Genomic DNA, 17,667 nt, shown 5'->3' with positions numbered 1-17,667 from the left:
CACAACCTTCGGAGCACTGAGCGCAGCGGCGGGAACGACACCCCTTTTTCGCGTCGTCGTGAGGGATCTGTATGAACGCCAAGCGGGAGCTTTCTAGCATCGACCTTGCCGCCCTCGTCACCGAGATGGGTCGCTACGAGGGCGCGAAGGTCGACAAGGCGTATCTCTACGGCGACGATCTGCTCCGGCTCAAGATGCGGGATTTCGACCGCGGCCGGGTCGAACTCATGCTCGAAGTCGGCGCGGTCAAACGCGCCCACATGGCCGACCCCGACCACGTTGCTGACGCACCTGGCCGGCCGCCGAACTTCGCCAAGATGCTTCGCAACCGACTCGGCGGCGCGGATTTCGCCGGCGTCACCCAGTACGAGTTCGACCGCATCCTCGTCTTCGAGTTCGAACGCCCCGATGCCAACACCACGCTCGTCGTCGAACTGTTCGGCGAGGGCAACATCGCCGCCCTCGACGAGACCGGCGAAGTCATTCAGAGCCTCCAGACCGTCCGGCTGAAATCCCGCACTATCGCCCCCGGCTCCCAGTACGAGTACCCCGACTCTCGGATCGACCCGCTGTCGGTCGGCTTCGACGCGTTCGTCCGCGAGATGGACGACTCCACCAGCGACGTGGTGCGGACGCTGGCCACCCAGCTCAACCTCGGCGGGCTGTACGCAGAGGAGGTCTGTACCCGCGCCGGCGTCGAGAAAGAAACCCAGATCGAGGACGCCACCGACGAGGAGTACCGCGCCATCTACGACGCCCTCGACGAGCTGGCGAGCCGCGTCGACACCGGCGATTTCGAGCCCCGCATCTATCTCGATGACGACCGCGTTGTTGACGTGACGCCGTTCCCCCTGGCCGAACGCGAGGCCGCAGGGCTCGACGAGGAACACTACGACGATTTTACCACTGCTGTCGACGACTACTTCTACCGGTTTGACCGCTCCGACGACGACAGCGATAGCTCCGAGCCAGACGATGGCAAACCGGATTTCGAGGCCGAGATCGCCAAACAGCAGCGCATCATCGACCAGCAGGAAGGCGCTATCGAAGGCTTCGAGCAACAGGCCGCCGACGAGCGCGCCAAAGCCGAGGCTCTCTACGAGCAGTACGACCGTGTCGACGAGATCCTGACCACGATCCAAGAGGCCCGCGAGGACGGCGTCCCGTGGGACGACATTGATGCGACCCTACAGGAGGCCGCCGACGAGGGGTTGCCAGCGGCCGAGGCTGTCGTCGGGGTCGACGGCTCGGAGGGGACGGTCACGGTCGATATCGGCGACACGCGGGCGACACTCGATGCGACTATCGGCGTCGAGAAAAATGCCGACCAACTGTATCAGGAGGCCAAACGCATCGAGGAAAAGAAGGACGGCGCGAAGGAAGCCATCGAGCAGACCCGCGAGGAGTTAGCGGCTGTCAAAGCTCGCCGCGATGCGTGGGAAGCCGACGACGGCGACAGCGATGGCGAGAGCGACGACGATGACGACAGCGACGCGGACAGCGAGTTCGCCGACACCGACTGGCTCTCGCGGTCGTCGATCCCGATCAAACGCGATGAGGGGTGGTACGAGCGGTTCCGGTGGTTCCATACGACCGACGGCTTTCTCGTCATCGGCGGCCGCAACGCCGATCAGAACGAAGAATTGGTGAAGAAATATATGAGCGGCGGCGACCGCTTCTTCCACGCCCAAGCCCACGGCGGCCCGGTGACGATCCTAAAAGCGACCGGGCCGAGCGAGGCATCCAAGGAGATCGACTTTCCCGAATCAACGCTTCGGCAGGCCGCACAGTTTGCCGTCTCGCACTCGTCGGTCTGGAAGGCCGGCCAACACGCGGGCGACGTGTATATGGTTGAGCCCGATCAGGTGTCGAAAACGCCGGAAAGCGGTGAGTACATCGAGAAAGGGAGTTTCGTGATTCGCGGTGACCGCACCTACTTCAACGATCTCGCTGTCGATCTCGCGGTCGGCATTCAGTGTACCCCACAGACCCGTGTTGTCGGCGGGCCGACCGCCGCGGTCGCCGAGGCCGCCGCGACCCACCTCCAACTCCAGCCCGGCAAGTACGCCCAAAACGATATGGCGAAACGCTGCTACCGCGAGCTCAAGGGTCGTTTTGCTGATGAGAGCTTCGTCCGGTCGGTCGCCAGCGCCGATCTGATCCAGGAGCATCTGCCGGCCGGCGGCAGCGAGATCATCGACTGACCACACTGTCGCCACAACACGCAGCTATAAATCTCGGGAGCCTCTGGATATAGGTGATGCTGAGTGAGGCCCTCCGCGTCCCGTCCCGTGCCGCCGATGCGACAGGGACGCTCCTGGTCGGGACAGTGCTTACCGGGGCGACGGCGATCGCTGCCGTCGGCTGGATCGCGTTGCTGACCGTCGATCCTCGCATCGGGATCGCCGTGACCCCGATCGTCTTCCTGTTGAGCCTGGTGGTGCGGGGGTATCTGGTTGGCGTCGTCGCCGCCGGCATCGACGATCGCCCCGTGGCACCCTCGTTCGTGCGCTGGGGATCACTGCTTCGGGATGGTGTGCGATCGACCGCCGTCTCGGTGGTGTATGCCCTACCGGCAGCGGTGTGTCTCGGTCTTGCTGCCGGAGCCGGTGTGGCGACGGTGCTCGATCCGCCGGGATTTGGGGGGGCTCCGCAGGTGCTCGCGGCGGTCGCCATCCTGATCGGCGGTTTTGGCCTGCTGTGTTATCTGCTCGTCTACCTGTATCTCCGCCCCGCTGCGCGGGCGGTGTTGGCTGCGACCGGATCGGTACAGGCGGCGATCGATCCCCGCCGGATTCTGGCTGTCTCGCTGTCCGGGCCCTATCTCAACGGCTGGCTGATCGCTATGGGGTTGTTGACCGTCGGCCCGCTGTTGGTAACGCCGCTTTTCGTCGTTTCGGGGCTTGCCGGGATATACGATGTGGCGTTGGCTGCCATCGGTGGGTTGCTGACGCTGGCCGTCAGCGTCGTCCTCGTGTTTTGGCTGCGGATGTCGGCTGCCTGGGCAACCGGCCGGGGGGCCGCATCCGCGTTGGCAACCGAGACCGGCTCGGCGGTTTCTGCTGACGACGCGCCGGGCTCACCCGTCACGATCGCGGATCGCCCCACGGAGGCACCGGCGGCGGTACAGGTCGGTCGCGGGGTCGAGACGCCCGGCCCGACACAGCAAACCGACGGCGGTGCCGATCAGTCGATCGATTTCGGGATGCCGGAGCCGTCGCCCGAGTCGAGCGAAGCGTTGTCGGCTGAGTTGACCACGGAGCCGTCAACCGACTCGACCACAGATGCAGAGTCGATGACGGACGCTGCGATCGATGACGCTGCTGACGACGTTGCGTCGACGACGCTGGCCGAGGGCGACGATGCGTCTGATGAGTTCATCTGGGATGTTGTTGAGGAGTAGTGGGCTCAGGAAAACTGGGCGGCGATATCGGCTTCGGTGATGATCCCCACTGTTTCGCCGCCGCGGGTGACCATCACGGCCTTGTAGTGTTCTAGGAGATTGCGGATCTCATCGACGGTGGCATCCTCGCTGACCGTCGGGAACGACTCGCTCATCACCTCGCTGACCGGGTAGTCGCTGACATCCTCGCCGGCCTGGATCACATCGTGTTGGCTGATCGAGCCGACCGGAACGCCGTTCTGTAACACCGGGAGTTGGGAGTAGGCTTCGGACTCCATCGTCTCGACGGCGTCGCCGACGGCGTCGTCGGGGGCGACGCTGATGACGGTCTCGTTCATCAGGTCGGCGGCGCGGACGACCTCGCCTTCGGCCTCGTCTAAGGCGTTGACGATCCGCCGGAGTGTCGAGAGCCGTGGGTCGACATCGCCACCCTCGATGCGGGCGATCAGCGGCTGTGAGACGCCGGCGGCCTCGGCGAGCGCGCTTTGGGTGAGTTCCAAGGCGGTGCGGCGTTCCTTGAGATCCTGTGGCGTCGGCAGCTCCATACAGACCTATTACCCCAGGTTATTGAAAAGCTTTCGTCGGTGACAGAGGTACAGTTCAGAGTAGTGCGATTGGATTGAGAACATCTTGAAAGCCCCGACGCGCTGGAGTCGGGGGGCTCGCTGCGCGCTTCGGGCCTCCGGCCCTGCAGTGCTTGCGTCGCCCGCCTTCCTCCAGCGCGTCGCCCCTTTCAGTCCCGCCCCGGCTGCAGCTGCCTGACCCACTGACGCGGGTGGGACTGAAAGGGGCCGGTGTCTCGGCGAACCCGGACGACGCAAGCACCACAGCGAACGCAGTGAGGAGCGCAGCGAGTCCCGGGAGCCGAGACGCCGGGGGCTTTCAAGATGGTTCCAGTTTCCTCGGCTTATCTGAACACAACCGTGACGATTGACCGAGAATCAGGTTTCGCGCTCCTCGTCGTCGGGCTCCTCGATCACGTCGATCACGGTCAGCGGCACGTCCCGCAGCGCGCCGCCGACCTCGCTTTTGGCGATCCGGGAGGCGTGTTCGACGCTGTCGGCGTTGAACACATCGATCTCAAGCAGCAGGCCGACGAGTGCGGTGTCGGCGGCGATAAACGCCGAGTCGAAGGGCTCGCCGCAGGCCGGACAGCCGGTGACGCCGACCTCGACGTCGACGTACTCCTTGTCGGCCTCGTTCAACCGCTTGCCGGCGGAGCTGACGGCGACGCCGATCGCGTCGTCAACATCTTCAACATCACGAACCAACCAAGCCGCTTCCATCGCAACGAGATAATTACTCATACCCACCTCTTGGGCCCGAGGGTTTCGTGTCTTGTGATTCGTTCCTGCCGTGACAGCAGCGCGGTCGCGGGTCGCCGACTCCGGTCTCTCACACTCGCTTGGATAGGCGCACGAACGCCGTTGGTTTCTCATAAGTTATGCCGATCAGGCCGGTTTGTCACACGGTTTACGCGGGGTGATCGGCGGCTCGTCGATCACACGGCTCCGTTTGCGGTGACAAACCAAAAACGCATGACTGCGTCGACATTAGCGTTTCCCTCGCCTCCAAAAGCTTATATAGGGCTACTCGCCAGGGGTGAGTACGGACATGATCGAAACAGTGTCGCGGTTCACCGCGTTCGCGCTGTATCAGCTCACGGTGCTGCTCGGGATTGTGCTGCTGCCGGTCGCGCTGGCCACCCGGCGTGTCGGCTTCCAGCTCCCGGTCGCATCGCTGCTCGACAGCTTGGAAGCTACCTACGAGTCGATCTGATCTTGCTCGCTCATCGCCGCTAGCTCTCATCCTGCCAGTAGTCGACACCAGCATCCTGCTCGAAGTAGCCCTCTAATGTGCGTTCCTCGCGGCCGCCGGGCGGGGAGCCGACATAGACGCCAAACTTCTCGGAGTCGGGGTAGACGGTTACGTCGGGCTCGACCATCGTCGAGACCGCCAGATATCGGAGCGGGCCCTCGGAGTTGTTGATGACGCGATGGCCGCCGCTGGCGTTGGCCGGGAAGTTGAGATAGTCGCCTTCGCTGATGGCGGCTTTCTCCCCGTCACACCGGACAGTTCCCTCACCGGCGAGCACATAGATGGCCTCCTCGTTGGCCGTGTGGTAGTGGTAGGGCCACGATCGCTTGCCGGCCGGGAGCTCATAGAGGCTACAGCCGAGTTGGTCGCCGCCGGCGGCCTCGCCCAACTGCTTGCGTTTGAACTCCGTCTCGCCGTTGGCGGTCGTCGTCCACTCCATCTCGTCGGCGGTGGCGCGTCGCATACGCCGAGTTGACGGCGGGGCCGGATGGCTTCCGGCGGTTGCGGCGAGGGTTGCCGAATGGTTGCATTTATCCGCGCGCCGACCCAACCGCTTATAATGCGAACTCCGACACGCGATGCTGCAAGTGAGTTGGGTCAGCTCGACGGCGACGACAGCAACGTCTTCGGCCCGGAACTCGGCGAGTTCAGCGGCAACGCCGCCCGCGAGGGGTCGGCTGCTGACGACGCCGGCATGAAAACCGGGACGACGACGGTCGGCCTCAAAACCGAGGACGGCGTCGTCCTCGCCACCGACATGCGAGCGAGCCTGGGCAACATGGTCTCCAGCAAAGATGTCCAAAAGGTCGAGGAGATCCACCCGACGGGCGCGCTCACGATCGCGGGCTCGGTGTCGGCCGCCCAGAACCTTATCAGCTCGCTGCAAGCCGAGGTACGGCTCTACGAGGCCCGCCGCGGCGAGGATATGAGTATGCAGGCACTCTCGACGCTCACCGGCAACTTCCTCCGATCGGGTGCGTTCCTCATCGTCAGCCCGATCCTCGGCGGTGTCGACAGCGAGGGCAGCCACATCTACTCCATCGACGCCCTCGGTGGCACCACCGAAGAAGAATACACCGTCACCGGCTCGGGTAGCCAGTTCGCCCTCGGTGTGCTCGAACAGCACTACGAGGACGACCTCTCGCTGGACGAAGCAGAGACGGTCGCCGCCCGCGCGATCAAGAGCGCGGTCGAGCGCGATCTGGCCTCCGGCAACGGGATCAACGTCGCCGTCGTCACCGAGGACGGCGTCGAGGTCAGCAAGTACAAGGATATCGACCAGCTGCTGTAGGCGACGCCCGCGATCCGTTTTCTGCTGTTCAGTATCGCTCTCGATGCGGTGCCATCGGTTTCGGTTGCATCCGCACACAGCGTAACCGTATTCTTTAGTGATCGCGGTCGCCAGTTTCCGCCAATGGCTGTCTTCGATCGACTGCGACAGGCTGGACAGGGCGTGTTTACGCGAGCTCCGCACCAGCGGATGTCGCGCGCGCTCGCCAAGACGCTCGGCTACCGTGTGCTGATGGTAATCATTACAGTGGTCGTCGCGTTCTCGATCACGGGCAACACGGCGGAAGCCCTCAGCATCGGTCTCGTTGCCAACGTCGTCAAAACTGGGACGTACTACGGCTATGAACGCCTCTGGGATCGGATCTCGTGGGGCGTGAATTCGGGCGAATAGCGGAGACTGTTTACGTATTGAGGGGCGATCCAATGAAAGATATAGAGTCAGACTCTTGTAGAACTGGGGATTGAGTGTACATTGAATTGATGAGAGAGCTTATTGGGATGATCATCTATGTCTCAGGAGCATTTATTATTGCATCTCCAGGCATCGTCTATTTCGAGAAGTACCACAGACCGGGAAGATTGCTCAGAGCACTTGAGGAATTAGAGGCTAATGAGATAGAAACCGATCATTGCGGATTTACAGACTTGAAAGAGGTGATCAATTCGATGGTCGATAAGGAAGATCGACTCACCGAGGACGTTTACAAACTTGATGTACATGCTGGCACTCTCACAACAGGGAAAGGAGCACTATTCAAACTAAGAGTATCCACAGGAGAAGGTGAAACTAGGAAAATCCAAGAGCCACTATTCATTAAGATTAGATACAAAATAGATCGTACTATTCGCCGAGGGAAAACAAAAATTAGAACTGTTGGAATCTGTCTAATGTTGGTTGGATTCACACTTCAGATGTTGCCCGAATTGATGAGTATATTTCCAATAGAAGTATAATGCAATTCTATTTTTACCAATCAAAGAATCAACCGTCGGTCAACGTATCTGATCCTACAGACCAATGATCGCTGGAAAATAGGAACCAGTAGCCTGTTCTGTTTGACGACTATCTCAGTTATACATGAGCGACGACGGCGGCACCGAGACAAGCGGGATCACACTCGCCTTTTCGCTTGCGGCCATCGAGCGACTCGATGATCCGGCAGCGGTCTTCGAGGACGCCCAGGACTGGAGCCGGTGGCTCGGCATCATCGACGACGACACCGACCGGATCGCGCAGATCGTCACCGAACACGATCTCCGACAGGATTTTGAGCCGGAGGGCCGCGACAAGTGGTTCCTGCTCGAAGAGCTCTGTGAGACGAAACAGACGCCACGCCACGTCTACGTCGGCGCGAGCGACGCGGATATGCGGGTGTCCACACTATTTTGTTGGGAGTACGTGCGCGTCGCTGAGGCCGCCGAGCAATCCGGCTGGACGCTCTCGGAGCCCGAATCGAACCGCGGTATCGTCGGCCGGCTGCTGGCCCCTGTTCGCACGCTGCTCGGCTGACGGCGTCGGCGGTCGCTACCACTCCCGGAAATCGCCGTCGATCAGCGTTTCTGATTGCTTGTCGATATACTCCCGCTGCATCCCGTGGATCGCCTCGTCGAAGGCGGCCCCCTCGTCGAGTCGCTGTCGCACCTGCTCGCGTTTCCAGCCCGCCGGCGTCAGCTCGTTGTCGACGCGCCACATCAGCGGCTGGAGGTAGGCATCGACCGCCTCGTCGTCGAGGCCGACCGCGCGCAGGCCCTCGGCGGCGTGATCCAGGAAATCGGTGATCGCGGCGGTGCTGTCGGTCGTCTCGGTGCCGTCGGCGAGAATCCACTCGATGTCGGCCTCAAGGCCGTTGTGCATCGCGGCGTAGAAGTTGTCGCGGGCCGCCTCCCACGGAAGGTCGCCGACCGGGTGTTCGGTGCGGGTGAGCCCTTCCATCGCGCCGGCGAAAGCGACCGTCAGTGCCATCGAATCCCGGACGGTTGGCTGGGCGGGCAGCGGGCGGAACTCGATTCTGGCGTTGGCCGCCGATCGGGAGGGGCCGCCGAACACCGGTCGCACCCACCGCCAGAAGGTGCCGTGTTTGCGGCGCAGCGTGGCGAAGTTGTCGTGGAACCGGTCGCCGCGGTCGACATCCATCGGGACGATCACTTCGTCGTCGACGACGCGGTGGATCGCCGTTTCCAGGCTGTCGATATCCTCGGGGAAGGCCACCTTGTCGGTCTCGGTGGCGGTGTTGAGCACCGACTCGAAGATGGCGATCCGGTTTTCGTGCCAGCCCTCCGCGAGGATCGTCTCGGGGTCGACACCCTCCTCGTAGAGATCCGGCGGGAAGAACGGCGCGTTGACACCGAGGGCGAGCAGCGGGCCGGCGAGTCGGAGCGCGTAGGTGAAACACCGCGGGAGATCCATCGCCTGCTGCATCTGGTAATGTGGCTGAATGGAGGTAATCAGGCTCTCGGGCATCAGCGTCTCGGCGGCGATATCGACGTGGGGGGCCTCAACGCGGAACGTGTCCGCGAGATTCCCGTTGGCCATCGCGTGATACCGGACGGCGTCGGTCATGTTGGTGGCGATCCGGACGCCATCGTCGTCGACGCTGTCGGTCAGATACTCCCGGGCAGTTTCGCCGGTCGGCGGGATCGTCCACAGCCCGTCGCTGACGAGTCGCAGCCCCTCGGGGGCCGTACAGTCGAGGGCGGCCGTGAGCTGGCTGCGAACCTCCGATTCGATGGCGCGGACGCCGTCGGCGTTGAACGGCTGGGGGGTGGCGGTCATCTCGGCGTTATGGAGGCCGAGTTCCTTCTCGAAGCCGATCAGCTCCAAGAGGCGGCGCGGGACGCGGGCCAGTCCGTAGGCTCCGTCGTCGCCAGGGTTCCAGCGGTTCTCGGAGACGGCGTAGAACTCGTATTCGAGGCCGAGGATCGATTGGTGGTTGTCGAAGGTGCCGTCGCTCAGCTCCGACAGCACGAAATCCGCGTCGGTCGCGGCGTCCGTCCGGTACGACTCGGGGTCGACTGCCAGTACGTCGCGGACGGCGGCGGCCAGCGAGGACTCTGTCATCGGGCGGGTGTGTGTTTTCAAGCCTCTTGAAGCCACCTAGCTTGGACAGATATAGGATCGATGGCCGCAGCGTCTCTCTCATCGCTGATCCCGCTGCCCTGCCGGAGCACCCACGTATTAGTGAACAGCACAATATAGCCGCTCCGATAGATCCGCCACTCCCCCTGTTTATTTGGGATCTGCCAGCGGTAATGTGATCTCAATTACTTTTTGCTCTGTGCTATTTTCTTTGAGCTTCAGCATTCCTCGATGGCGATTGACGATTGTTTGCACTTCCCACAACCCGATCTTGTCACCATGTTTCAGCTGATCAGGCTCCTCGCTATTTAACAGGGGTGTGATCTCAATATCCGGAATCGGTTGGCCCGTATCACTGACCTGAATATCTATCTGTTGATCGGCCATGTTTTCGCTTGCAGACACCGTGATGGCTAACCCTTCGTGGGAGTTGTGTCTCACCGCATTATCAATAAGTTCGTGAAACGCCTTCCGTAGCAAGGGGTTCGCATCGATATACACGTTTTCGCTCCTGATCTCCCAATCGATCTCAGGATAGTTGGATCTGTATTTGTCTACCTCTTCTTCCAACATCGTACGGACGTTGATCCTGTCTGTGTTTTCCTCTGCCCCGTTGAGTGATGTGATCTTGTTAACCCAACTCGTTAGCTTGACCAACTCAGCGATGGCGCGTCGCATCTGATCGAAGACCTTTGCTCCGTCGTACTGTCTGTCTATCTGGGAAAATCCACCACTCACGATTTGGAGCTTATTACGGAAATTGTGGCGGATGATCCGATTCAGGAGGTGAAAATGACGAAGCTTCATCTTGTAGTCGTCGATATTACGAACGATCCCGATCACGTACGACTGTCCCTCGACCGTGAGTTCCGAGAGGCACATCTCGATCCACAGGACTTCGCCCGATGGGCGTGTAATCCGCCATTCAAACTGTTGGGAGTGGCCCTCTGCGGCAGCACGGATCCGTTTGATAAATCCGGATCTCGAAAGCGAATCGGTGCTTACCTCAACGAGATCGATTGTGCTGAGCTTCTCCTTCGGATATCCGTACACGTCTTCGGCGTACTCGTTGGCATAGCAGATGTCCCCTGTCTTCGAATCGTGAACCGTGACACCGACCTCTAGACTGCTGTAGAACTGGTCGGCCTCGTCGTTAAATTCAAATGATGAGTTCGTCATCTGAGCCTGCATCCTGGGTTACTTACCCGAGGTCTGTGTAAATAATTAATGATAGCTAACTGACTATATGGGGTGACCACCCCCGGAGTCGCCACCGGCTGCGCGCGTGGCTGCGGGAGCACGGCTCCGACGGTAGCGACGCGCTGCGATCCAGACATTAACGGGCGTGGTATGTACTAAAACGGCTCTTCGTAACGACAGCAACCCGGATCGATCAGGGTAGCCGATTATTGAGGATCTGCCAGCGGTAATGTAAGTTCGATTATTTTTCGTTCCGGGTTGTTTTCCTTGAGTCGGAGGATGCCCTGATGCTGATTGATGATCGTTTGCACTTCCCACAACCCGACGTTTTCGCCGTGTTTCAGTTGATCAGGCTCATCGCCGCCTAACAGCGGGGTGATTTCGATGTCCGGAATCGGCTGGCCTGTATCGATAATCTGAACGTCGATCTGTTGATCCGCGATGTTTTCGCTTGCAGAAACCGTGATGTCCAAGTTCTCGTGTGAGTTGTGTTTCACCGCATTATCAATGAGTTCGTGAAATGCCCGCTGCAGCAATGGGTTCGCGTTTATATAGACACTCTCGCTGTCAAGCGTCCAGTTTATCTCGGGATATCTGTTCTTGTACTTTTCTACCTCCTCTTCCAACATGGTACGGATGTTGATCCTGTCCCTGTTCTTTTCTTCTGCGTCTAGTGAGGTGAGTCTGTTAGCCCAACTGGTCAGATTCACTAACTCGCCGATGGCGCGTCGTATTTGGTCGAAAATTTGGTTATCGTCGTACTGGTCGTCGATTTGAGTGAATCGGCCACTGACGATCTGAAGTTTGTTACGGAAATTGTGGCGGACAATACGATTGAGAAGGTGGAAATGTCGGAGCTTCATCTTGTAGTCATCGATGTCGCGGGTGACTGCGATAACGTACGATTGATCCTCAACGGAGAGTTGCGAGAGGCGCATTTCGATCCACTGTATCTCGCCCGAGGGTCGTTGAATCTGCCATTCGAACTGTTGTGATTGACCCTGGGCCGCAGCCTGTATTCGTTTGATAAATTCCGATTTGGAAGGAGAATCCGAGCTTACATCAATGATATCTATTGTATCGAGCTTGTCTTTCGCGTATCCGTACACATCTTCAGCATAGTCGTTAGCGTAGTATATGTCTCCGTTCTGAGAATTGTGAACCGTCACACCGACCTCTAAGCAACTGTAGAACCGATCGATTTCGTCGTCGAATTCAAACGATGATTTCGTCATCTGAATCCTTGTGTTACCTCAGGAATCTAGCGGTATATGTAAATATTTAATGATAGCTAAATAATACTTCTGATCGCGGAAGATGTCATGCGATGCCACCTGTACCGCACAACATACCCGAAGCTGACTATATACCGGCAAAGAATGAAGGCCACAGCAACAGTACGCTACACCATGTCGAAGCAGATGAACACCGTCGTCTCCGGTGACGAGTCGGAGATCCACGACGAGCCCCATATTCGAGACCGGCGAATCACCGTGAGCCACATCCACGCGCTGGTCGAGGAGCGCGGGCTCGACGCGCAGACGGTTGCGGAGCGGTTCGACCTCACGGCCGCAGCAGTTTATCACGCCCTGGCGTACTATCACGACCATCCCGAAGAGATGCGAGCGGTCGAAGAAGCCCGTCGAGAGCGGCACGACGCCGCAGCGGACGACCCGAGAATCGTTACCGGACCCGAGGATCTGCCGGACTCGTAGGCATGCAGGTGTCGTTGCTGCTCGACGAGAACATCGCGGCGTCGCTGGCTACGAAACTGGACAAGGCAGGCCACGACGTAGAGCGTGTCGTCGAGGTGAGCGAGTTGGGCGAAGGGGTTGACGACACCGCTATTTGTCAGTACGCCGTCGAAGAACACCGGATAATCGTCACCAGCGACGACGAGTTTGTCGAACTGCCACTCGACGCACACGCTGGCGTATTCTACATCCCGGATCAGTCACTGCCGGCCCACGAATGCTACCACATCATCCAGCGCGTGATCGAGGCGTTCCCTAATCGGGAGACAATGGAGACGGTGACGTACATCACAACTGACTGGCTGTGAAACGTGTGTGAGCGGCAAGTCGGTCGCCGCAGCGACGTGCTCCGATCCAGGAACCTGACTCAATCACTGCGACCGACTTTTCATCTCAGGATATGAATACGGAGATATAATGAACTCGGATTTTGAACCTTCCCACGAACCGTACGACTGCGGGGACATTGTCCACATTTACGCCCCAGAATCCGAGTTCGAGCACCGATATGGATGCAAAGTAGTCGAAGTACACGGCGCCTACGAACCAACCATAACGGTCGAAGACCACTCATACACGCTCTACGCGTATGGTATCGAGCGCGAGTTAGATTCGAAGTATCCTCATAATCACCTAATCCCCTCACCACGCGGGTACCCGAACATCAACGACCTGCTTGGTGAAAACCAAATTGACGGAGAAGAGCTCTTGGGGAAGTTCAAGCGACCGGATCTACAACTCATAAACAAGCACCTCACCGCAGTGAACATTGAATCAGACCCCACCTTGGATTGGTTAAACGAAATCAGGCAGAATAACGTGGATCGAATTAATTCCGTATTCGCCGAACTGTACCTACTATACTACCTGCGCGAAGTGTACGGTGCAGAAAAGGTATCGATGAACGCGGCACTTTCTGACGGCGATGACTCGAAGGATTTTGACCTTCGGCTCACTGCTGACGATCAGGATATCTGGATTGAAGTCACGAAACCTGATTATGCGACGAAATTAAAAAACGGGTTCGGGTTCGGAATGGGAACGCGAACGACGAACTCGATTGATAGGAAACTCAAAAACAAATTCGGATCTGCCCGCGACACAGTTGACGACGACGTGGTCTTGGTGCTCGCAGTGTATCAGGAGGAGAGGATGACCCAAGGCTTTGAAATCGGACGGTGGCTTGACGAAGATTACTACGACGTGGGTGATTTCTCAGACGGGTGGATGATGTTTACCTATCTTGGCGATCCGGACTTTGAGTACCACGCATTCACTGAAGACGGTGAGCGTTGCAACGACGTATTCGAGGCGTTGACTGGGATTGAGAACCCTCGATAAGAAAACGAAAACCGCGATTCAACCGATTAGTCTGCCGTCGGCACCGGCTCTTCGAGGTCGATCTCGCCGCTGTCGAGTTCGGCTTCGACCTGGCGGGTCGCCTCGACCATGTTCTCCATTTTGCCGTAGGCGACATCGCGCGGGAGGAGTTTCACGCCGCAGTCGGGGCTGATCGTGAGCCGTTCCGGCGGCACGATCTTCAGGCCCTGTTTGATGTTCTCCTTGATTTCGTCGACTGGCTCAACCTCGGCGGTGTGGACGTCGACGACGCCGAGTGCGAGATCCGGGACGAACTCCGGCTCGCTGAACACGTCGATCTGCTCGTAGTTGCCGTTGCAGAGTTCGAGATCGACCTCATCGACTGGGTAGTCGTTGAGTTCGGGGTAGATCCGCGAGTAGTCGCCGTAACAGACGTGCAGCCCGATCCGCACGTCCTCGTCGATCCCGCTGACGATCCGGTCGAGAGCTTCGCCGACGATGGCGTGATCGTCCGGCGTCGTCGCAAGGGCGGGCTCGTCGATCTGGATGTACTGCGCGCCGGCGTCGACGAGGCGTTCGATCTCGATGTTGACGAGGTCGGCGAGTTCGTAGACGAGTTCCTCCTCGGTATCGTAGGCCTCGTTGAACGCCCAGTTGCCCAAGGTGTAGGGCCCGGTGATCGGCACCTTGACCGGCTTGCTGGCGACGTTGTTCGTAAACTCGAACTCGTCGACGAGCCACGGTTCGTCGTAGGCGACCTCCGCGGAGACGGAGGGTTTGTCGAAGTAGTTGTGGCCCCAGACCTTGACCGGCCCGTTGAACTCGTAGCCGTCGATCCGCTCGGCGAAGTACTCCACCATTTCATTCCTCCTGACTTCGCCGTCGACGACGGTGTCGAGCCCACAGCGTTCGTGTTCGTGGGTGATGACGCGGGCGGCGTCGTCGTGGGCCTCCTTGAGGTTCTCCTCACTGAACTTCGAGTCGGGGTCGTCAACAAGGTCGTCGGCCCGGTTCAGCCACTTCGGCTTGGGGTAGGAGCCGACGACGGTCGTCAGCAGGAAACTGTCGTTCGGATGATCCTCGGGGCGGAACTGCGCGCGGTTGTCGGCGGGGCGGCTCATGCTGTCACCTCCTGGTCGACGTTGCCAGCGGCGGCGGCAATCGCCTCCAGTTTGGCGAGGTGTTTGTTCACCGGCAGGTAGAACGGCTCCGTGTTGGTCGACAGATACAGGCGGTCGAACTCCTGGACCGGAATCTGATCCTCGAACCACTCGACGCGCTCGTTGAGCGTGTCGGCGGACTCGACGAGGGTGTTCTGGCCGTCGGCGATGCCGAGGGCGGCGGCGTCCTTCGTGCCGAACTCGGTGATGTTCGACAGCGTGTCCTCGCGGTCGCCGGCGACGAGATCGAAGCCGAGTGCCTCCACGTCGGCGTCCATCAGGTGCGCGTAGGTCGTCTCATCGAGCGCGCCGAAGTAGGTGTGAACGACCACGTCGGAGTCGGTCTCGCTTGCGACGGTGTCGACGGCGTCGGCGAGCCGTTCGACGAGATCCTCGTTCGGCGGATTCTCGACGAGCGACGGTTCGTGCAGCGTGAGCGTCTTGTGGGCCGGGAAGGCCTCGACTTCGCCCGCGAGGAAGTCGGCGATAGCCCCGAAGAACTCGGCGTCGTCGCCGTAGTGTTCGTCGGTGGCGAGATCGAACAGCGAGTACGGGCCCGGCAGGACAGCCTGCAACGACGCGGCCGGGTCGTCGATGGTCTCGCTGGCGGTCTCCAGTTCCTCGGCCACATCGCCCGAGAAATCGAGGTCGCCGCGAACCTGCGGATCACGATAGAAATTGTTGTTGTCGTAGTAGCGGACGATCCCGTTGGGATCGACGTTCTCGTGGGTCGTCAGCGGGTGGGCGAGCATGTCGTCCCAGCGGAGCTGCCCCTCAGTGATTCGGTCGAGGCCAGCAGCCTGCTGGTCGTCGATTACCTCGCGGCGATACTCGGCGTAGGCGGAGGCGATCTCCTCGCTTTCGGTGCCGGAGATCAGATCGCCTTTCTGGTGGCCTTTGAGGTCGGAGAGCTCCTCTTTGGCTGGATCGGGAAGGGGGAGTAGCCCCGTCGTCGTGGCAACGCGTTCAGTCATCTGTTCAAAGTTGGTGATTCGGCTGCTTAATATTTACTAAGTCAAAATATGTCTGAAAGTAATTTATCGCCTCTCACCGTGTCAGCCGCAGCACCGAGAGCACCTCGAATGGGTACGACTCCTGTGCAACTTCGGCTGTCTCGAAGCCGGCCTCTTCCGCGAGGTCGACGACGATCTCGTAGCCGGTGAGGCTACTGACAAGCAGATAGACCGCGCCATCGGCGGTCAACACCCGTCCCACGTCGTCGAGGAACGGTACGATGAGCCGGCGGCCGTCGGTGCCGCCCGAAAGCGCGTGTTCCATCCAGTCGTCCCACTCATTGTCCGGTTCGGTCGGGAGATAGGGTGGATTGAACAGCACTGCGTCGAACCCGTCAGCGGCGAACGGCGCGACCAGATCGGCGCGGACGGCCTCGACGCCGCGCTCGCGGGCCTGCCGGCAGGCGTGGGGGTTGAGATCGCTGCCGACGACGCGGGCGTCGGTCTCGCTTGCGACCTGTTCGGCGACCCACCCCGAACCCGTGCCGACTTCGAGGACGCGGCCGGGTGCGGTCATATCGCCAATCGCTGCCTTCGCCAGCAGCGCGGAGTCCTCAGCAGGCTGGTAGACGTGGCCGTCGACGCCGCGCTGCTCGGCGAGCGACGGGCGGTCGTTGTCGCTGTCGCTGTTGTCGTCGCTATCGACGTTATCCATCGTCGGATGCATCGAAGCCGTGGTCGACCGCTGTCTGTGCGAGCCCGGCGAACTCGGCTGGTGCGACGTTGCCGGCCCGCCGGCCGAGCAGTTCCTTGTCGGCCGCCTCAACCACGGCGTCGGCGTCGTCCAGCCCGGAGATGTGGGCCGTGTTGCGGATCGCGTTGCGGATCGTTTTCCGCCGCTGGGTAAAGATCGCCTTCACGAATCGGAGGAAGAATTCCTCGTCGGCGACGCTGTACTCGGGATCGCGCGGCGTCAACCGGACGAGCGCGCTCTGGACGGCTGGCTGGGGATCGAAGGCGGTGTTCGGCACCGATTCGACGATCTCGCAGTCGGCGTAGTGTTGGGCACTCACCGACAGCCGGCCGTAGTCGTCCTCGCCGACGGCGGCGACCATCCGCTCGGCGAACTCCTGTTGGAACATCAACACCAGCGGGATACCGAGCGGCAACAGCCGAAACGCGATCTCGCTGGACGCGCTGTACGGGAGATTTGACACGCAGGCGGTCGCAGCCGGGAGATCGACCTCAAGCGCGTCGCCTTCGATGACGGTCAGCCGATCGTTGTCGATGGCGTCGGTGAACTCCTCGCGGAGGTGGGCGGCGAACGTGGGGTCGCGCTCGATAACGGTCACGCGGTCGGCGACCGCGAGCAGCCGGTCGGTGAGGACGCCCGGCCCGCCGCCGATTTCGAGGATGTGACCCCGGTCGGCGTCAGCCGGTAGATAATCCGGAATCCGGTCGACGACGCGGTCGTCGACGAGAAAATGCTGGTCGAAATCCGGGTTGCCGCGGTCGCCGGCCCGACGAATCAGCGCGTCGGGATCGCGGCTCCCGGGCGGTTCGGAGCGAGTCATGCCACAGAGTTTGCTGCGGGCTGCCTAAACGTCCCGTTTTGCTGTCGCCGCGAGCGGTGTATGCGACTGTCGTCGTTGTCGGCGCGTGGCTGTCGTCCTTGTCGTTGGTGCTGGGAACT

General features: G+C 60.4%; 20 protein-coding genes. 10 read left to right on the top strand and 10 right to left on the bottom strand.

All coding sequences use genetic code 11. The features are described from left to right. Positions 1-71: 71 nt before the first annotated feature. Positions 72-2,204, top strand: coding sequence for a ribosome rescue protein RqcH (gene rqcH, locus EWF95_RS11815; RefSeq protein WP_142444278.1), 2,133 nt, complete (start codon positions 72-74; stop codon positions 2,202-2,204). A gap of 56 nt (positions 2,205-2,260) precedes the next feature. Continuing rightward, on the top strand, positions 2,261-3,403 hold the full coding sequence (locus EWF95_RS11810) for a DUF4013 domain-containing protein (RefSeq protein ID WP_142444277.1): 1,143 nt from the start codon (positions 2,261-2,263) through the stop codon (positions 3,401-3,403). Between the two features lie 5 nt (positions 3,404-3,408). On the opposite strand, the gene EWF95_RS11805 is transcribed toward EWF95_RS11810, so the two are convergent. Both EWF95_RS11805 and EWF95_RS11800 read right to left on the bottom strand, forming a co-directional pair. Continuing rightward, the gene (locus EWF95_RS11805) at positions 3,409-3,948 is read right to left on the bottom strand and encodes a CBS domain-containing protein (RefSeq protein WP_142444276.1); all 540 of its coding nucleotides are present in this window, start codon (positions 3,946-3,948) and stop codon (positions 3,409-3,411) included. 396 nt (positions 3,949-4,344) lie between these two features. Further along, a complete protein-coding gene (locus EWF95_RS11800) occupies positions 4,345-4,710 on the bottom strand; it encodes a DUF555 domain-containing protein (protein WP_142444275.1) in 366 nt (121 codons plus the stop codon). A gap of 307 nt (positions 4,711-5,017) precedes the next feature. Here EWF95_RS11800 and EWF95_RS13640 point away from each other — a divergent pair, with 307 nt between their 5' ends. After that, entirely contained in the window at positions 5,018-5,182 is a 165-nt protein-coding gene (locus EWF95_RS13640; protein ID WP_185911781.1) for a hypothetical protein, read from the top strand. A 19-nt stretch (positions 5,183-5,201) separates the two neighbouring features. Here EWF95_RS13640 and EWF95_RS11795 read toward each other — a convergent pair whose 3' ends face one another. Beyond that, on the bottom strand, positions 5,202-5,684 hold the full coding sequence (locus EWF95_RS11795; RefSeq protein WP_142444274.1) for a cupin domain-containing protein: 483 nt from the start codon (positions 5,682-5,684) through the stop codon (positions 5,202-5,204). Between the two features lie 96 nt (positions 5,685-5,780). Between EWF95_RS11795 and psmB the strand changes: the two genes are divergently transcribed. From psmB to EWF95_RS11775, 4 genes are all read left to right on the top strand, one after another. Next, positions 5,781-6,512 (top strand): archaeal proteasome endopeptidase complex subunit beta, encoded by a 732-nt coding sequence (gene psmB / locus EWF95_RS11790; protein ID WP_142444273.1) that lies wholly within the window; start codon positions 5,781-5,783, stop codon positions 6,510-6,512. A 123-nt stretch (positions 6,513-6,635) separates the two neighbouring features. Beyond that, the gene (locus EWF95_RS11785; RefSeq protein WP_142444272.1) at positions 6,636-6,902 is read left to right on the top strand and encodes a DUF2061 domain-containing protein; all 267 of its coding nucleotides are present in this window, start codon (positions 6,636-6,638) and stop codon (positions 6,900-6,902) included. A gap of 89 nt (positions 6,903-6,991) precedes the next feature. Continuing rightward, complete coding sequence (locus EWF95_RS11780; protein ID WP_142444271.1) at positions 6,992-7,465, top strand: hypothetical protein; 474 nt, start codon at positions 6,992-6,994, stop codon at positions 7,463-7,465. Positions 7,466-7,589: 124 nt separating this feature from the next. After that, a complete protein-coding gene (locus tag EWF95_RS11775; protein ID WP_142444270.1) occupies positions 7,590-8,021 on the top strand; it encodes a DUF7124 domain-containing protein in 432 nt (143 codons plus the stop codon). 15 nt (positions 8,022-8,036) lie between these two features. On the opposite strand, the gene EWF95_RS11770 is transcribed toward EWF95_RS11775, so the two are convergent. The 3 genes from EWF95_RS11770 to EWF95_RS11760 all read right to left on the bottom strand — a co-directional run bounded on the left by EWF95_RS11770 (position 8,037) and on the right by EWF95_RS11760 (position 12,022). Then, positions 8,037-9,569 carry a hypothetical protein gene (locus EWF95_RS11770; RefSeq protein WP_142444269.1) on the bottom strand — a complete coding sequence of 511 codons (1,533 nt, stop codon included), beginning with the start codon at positions 9,567-9,569 and terminating at the stop codon, positions 8,037-8,039. A gap of 168 nt (positions 9,570-9,737) precedes the next feature. Beyond that, positions 9,738-10,778 (bottom strand): sensor histidine kinase, encoded by a 1,041-nt coding sequence (locus tag EWF95_RS11765; RefSeq protein WP_142444268.1) that lies wholly within the window; start codon positions 10,776-10,778, stop codon positions 9,738-9,740. Positions 10,779-10,993: 215 nt separating this feature from the next. Further along, positions 10,994-12,022: a PAS domain-containing sensor histidine kinase gene (locus EWF95_RS11760; protein WP_142444267.1), complete on the bottom strand. Its 1,029-nt coding sequence runs from the start codon at positions 12,020-12,022 to the stop codon at positions 10,994-10,996. A 174-nt stretch (positions 12,023-12,196) separates the two neighbouring features. Between EWF95_RS11760 and EWF95_RS11755 the strand changes: the two genes are divergently transcribed. The 3 genes from EWF95_RS11755 to EWF95_RS11745 all read left to right on the top strand — a co-directional run bounded on the left by EWF95_RS11755 (position 12,197) and on the right by EWF95_RS11745 (position 13,882). Beyond that, complete coding sequence (locus EWF95_RS11755) at positions 12,197-12,502, top strand: DUF433 domain-containing protein (RefSeq protein ID WP_142444266.1); 306 nt, start codon at positions 12,197-12,199, stop codon at positions 12,500-12,502. Between the two features lie 2 nt (positions 12,503-12,504). Beyond that, a complete protein-coding gene (locus EWF95_RS11750) occupies positions 12,505-12,849 on the top strand; it encodes a DUF5615 family PIN-like protein (protein WP_142444265.1) in 345 nt (114 codons plus the stop codon). A 109-nt stretch (positions 12,850-12,958) separates the two neighbouring features. Beyond that, positions 12,959-13,882 carry a hypothetical protein gene (locus EWF95_RS11745; RefSeq protein WP_142444264.1) on the top strand — a complete coding sequence of 308 codons (924 nt, stop codon included), beginning with the start codon at positions 12,959-12,961 and terminating at the stop codon, positions 13,880-13,882. 26 nt (positions 13,883-13,908) lie between these two features. Here EWF95_RS11745 and EWF95_RS11740 read toward each other — a convergent pair whose 3' ends face one another. The 4 genes from EWF95_RS11740 to EWF95_RS11725 form a co-directional block, all read right to left on the bottom strand. After that, positions 13,909-14,982 carry a methionine synthase gene (locus EWF95_RS11740; RefSeq protein WP_142444263.1) on the bottom strand — a complete coding sequence of 358 codons (1,074 nt, stop codon included), beginning with the start codon at positions 14,980-14,982 and terminating at the stop codon, positions 13,909-13,911. Continuing rightward, positions 14,979-15,995, bottom strand: coding sequence for a 5-methyltetrahydropteroyltriglutamate--homocysteine methyltransferase (locus EWF95_RS11735; protein WP_142444262.1), 1,017 nt, complete (start codon positions 15,993-15,995; stop codon positions 14,979-14,981). Before EWF95_RS11735 ends, EWF95_RS11740 begins: the two co-directional genes overlap by 4 nt. 73 nt (positions 15,996-16,068) lie before the next feature. Continuing rightward, positions 16,069-16,689 carry a HemK2/MTQ2 family protein methyltransferase gene (locus tag EWF95_RS11730; protein WP_142444261.1) on the bottom strand — a complete coding sequence of 207 codons (621 nt, stop codon included), beginning with the start codon at positions 16,687-16,689 and terminating at the stop codon, positions 16,069-16,071. Further along, positions 16,682-17,548, bottom strand: a complete 867-nt coding sequence (locus EWF95_RS11725) for a 16S ribosomal RNA methyltransferase A (RefSeq protein ID WP_142444260.1) — start codon at positions 17,546-17,548, stop codon at positions 16,682-16,684. The genes EWF95_RS11730 and EWF95_RS11725 overlap by 8 nt, the downstream gene beginning before the upstream one ends. Positions 17,549-17,667 lie beyond the last annotated feature (119 nt).

The organism is Halonotius roseus (assembly GCF_006861655.1).
In the GTDB taxonomy this organism is placed as follows: domain Archaea; phylum Halobacteriota; class Halobacteria; order Halobacteriales; family Haloferacaceae; genus Halonotius; species Halonotius roseus.
The sequence above is the reverse complement of the archived record's forward strand: the minus strand, read 5'-3'. Positions and strand labels throughout refer to the sequence as shown.

Bases quoted from the DNA above. Each gene is read 5' to 3' on its own strand.
- EWF95_RS11810 (WP_142444277.1), top strand. From the start codon at position 2,261: ATGCTGAGTGAGGCCCTCCGCGTCCCGTCCCGTGCCGCCGATGCGACA.
- rqcH (WP_142444278.1), top strand. From the start codon at position 72: ATGAACGCCAAGCGGGAGCTTTCTAGCATCGACCTTGCCGCCCTCGTC.
- EWF95_RS11750 (WP_142444265.1), top strand. From the start codon at position 12,505: ATGCAGGTGTCGTTGCTGCTCGACGAGAACATCGCGGCGTCGCTGGCT.
- EWF95_RS11780 (WP_142444271.1), top strand. From the start codon at position 6,992: ATGAGAGAGCTTATTGGGATGATCATCTATGTCTCAGGAGCATTTATT.
- EWF95_RS11785 (WP_142444272.1), top strand. From the start codon at position 6,636: ATGGCTGTCTTCGATCGACTGCGACAGGCTGGACAGGGCGTGTTTACG.
- EWF95_RS13640 (WP_185911781.1), top strand. From the start codon at position 5,018: ATGATCGAAACAGTGTCGCGGTTCACCGCGTTCGCGCTGTATCAGCTC.
- EWF95_RS11770 (WP_142444269.1), bottom strand. From the start codon at position 9,569: ATGACAGAGTCCTCGCTGGCCGCCGCCGTCCGCGACGTACTGGCAGTC.
- EWF95_RS11730 (WP_142444261.1), bottom strand. From the start codon at position 16,689: ATGGATAACGTCGATAGCGACGACAACAGCGACAGCGACAACGACCGC.
- EWF95_RS11735 (WP_142444262.1), bottom strand. From the start codon at position 15,995: ATGACTGAACGCGTTGCCACGACGACGGGGCTACTCCCCCTTCCCGAT.
- EWF95_RS11795 (WP_142444274.1), bottom strand. From the start codon at position 5,684: ATGCGACGCGCCACCGCCGACGAGATGGAGTGGACGACGACCGCCAAC.
- EWF95_RS11800 (WP_142444275.1), bottom strand. From the start codon at position 4,710: ATGAGTAATTATCTCGTTGCGATGGAAGCGGCTTGGTTGGTTCGTGAT.
- EWF95_RS11745 (WP_142444264.1), top strand. From the start codon at position 12,959: ATGAACTCGGATTTTGAACCTTCCCACGAACCGTACGACTGCGGGGAC.
- psmB (WP_142444273.1), top strand. From the start codon at position 5,781: ATGCGAACTCCGACACGCGATGCTGCAAGTGAGTTGGGTCAGCTCGAC.
- EWF95_RS11725 (WP_142444260.1), bottom strand. From the start codon at position 17,548: ATGACTCGCTCCGAACCGCCCGGGAGCCGCGATCCCGACGCGCTGATT.
- EWF95_RS11760 (WP_142444267.1), bottom strand. From the start codon at position 12,022: ATGACGAAATCATCGTTTGAATTCGACGACGAAATCGATCGGTTCTAC.
- EWF95_RS11775 (WP_142444270.1), top strand. From the start codon at position 7,590: ATGAGCGACGACGGCGGCACCGAGACAAGCGGGATCACACTCGCCTTT.
- EWF95_RS11755 (WP_142444266.1), top strand. From the start codon at position 12,197: ATGTCGAAGCAGATGAACACCGTCGTCTCCGGTGACGAGTCGGAGATC.
- EWF95_RS11805 (WP_142444276.1), bottom strand. From the start codon at position 3,948: ATGGAGCTGCCGACGCCACAGGATCTCAAGGAACGCCGCACCGCCTTG.
- EWF95_RS11740 (WP_142444263.1), bottom strand. From the start codon at position 14,982: ATGAGCCGCCCCGCCGACAACCGCGCGCAGTTCCGCCCCGAGGATCAT.
- EWF95_RS11765 (WP_142444268.1), bottom strand. From the start codon at position 10,778: ATGCAGGCTCAGATGACGAACTCATCATTTGAATTTAACGACGAGGCC.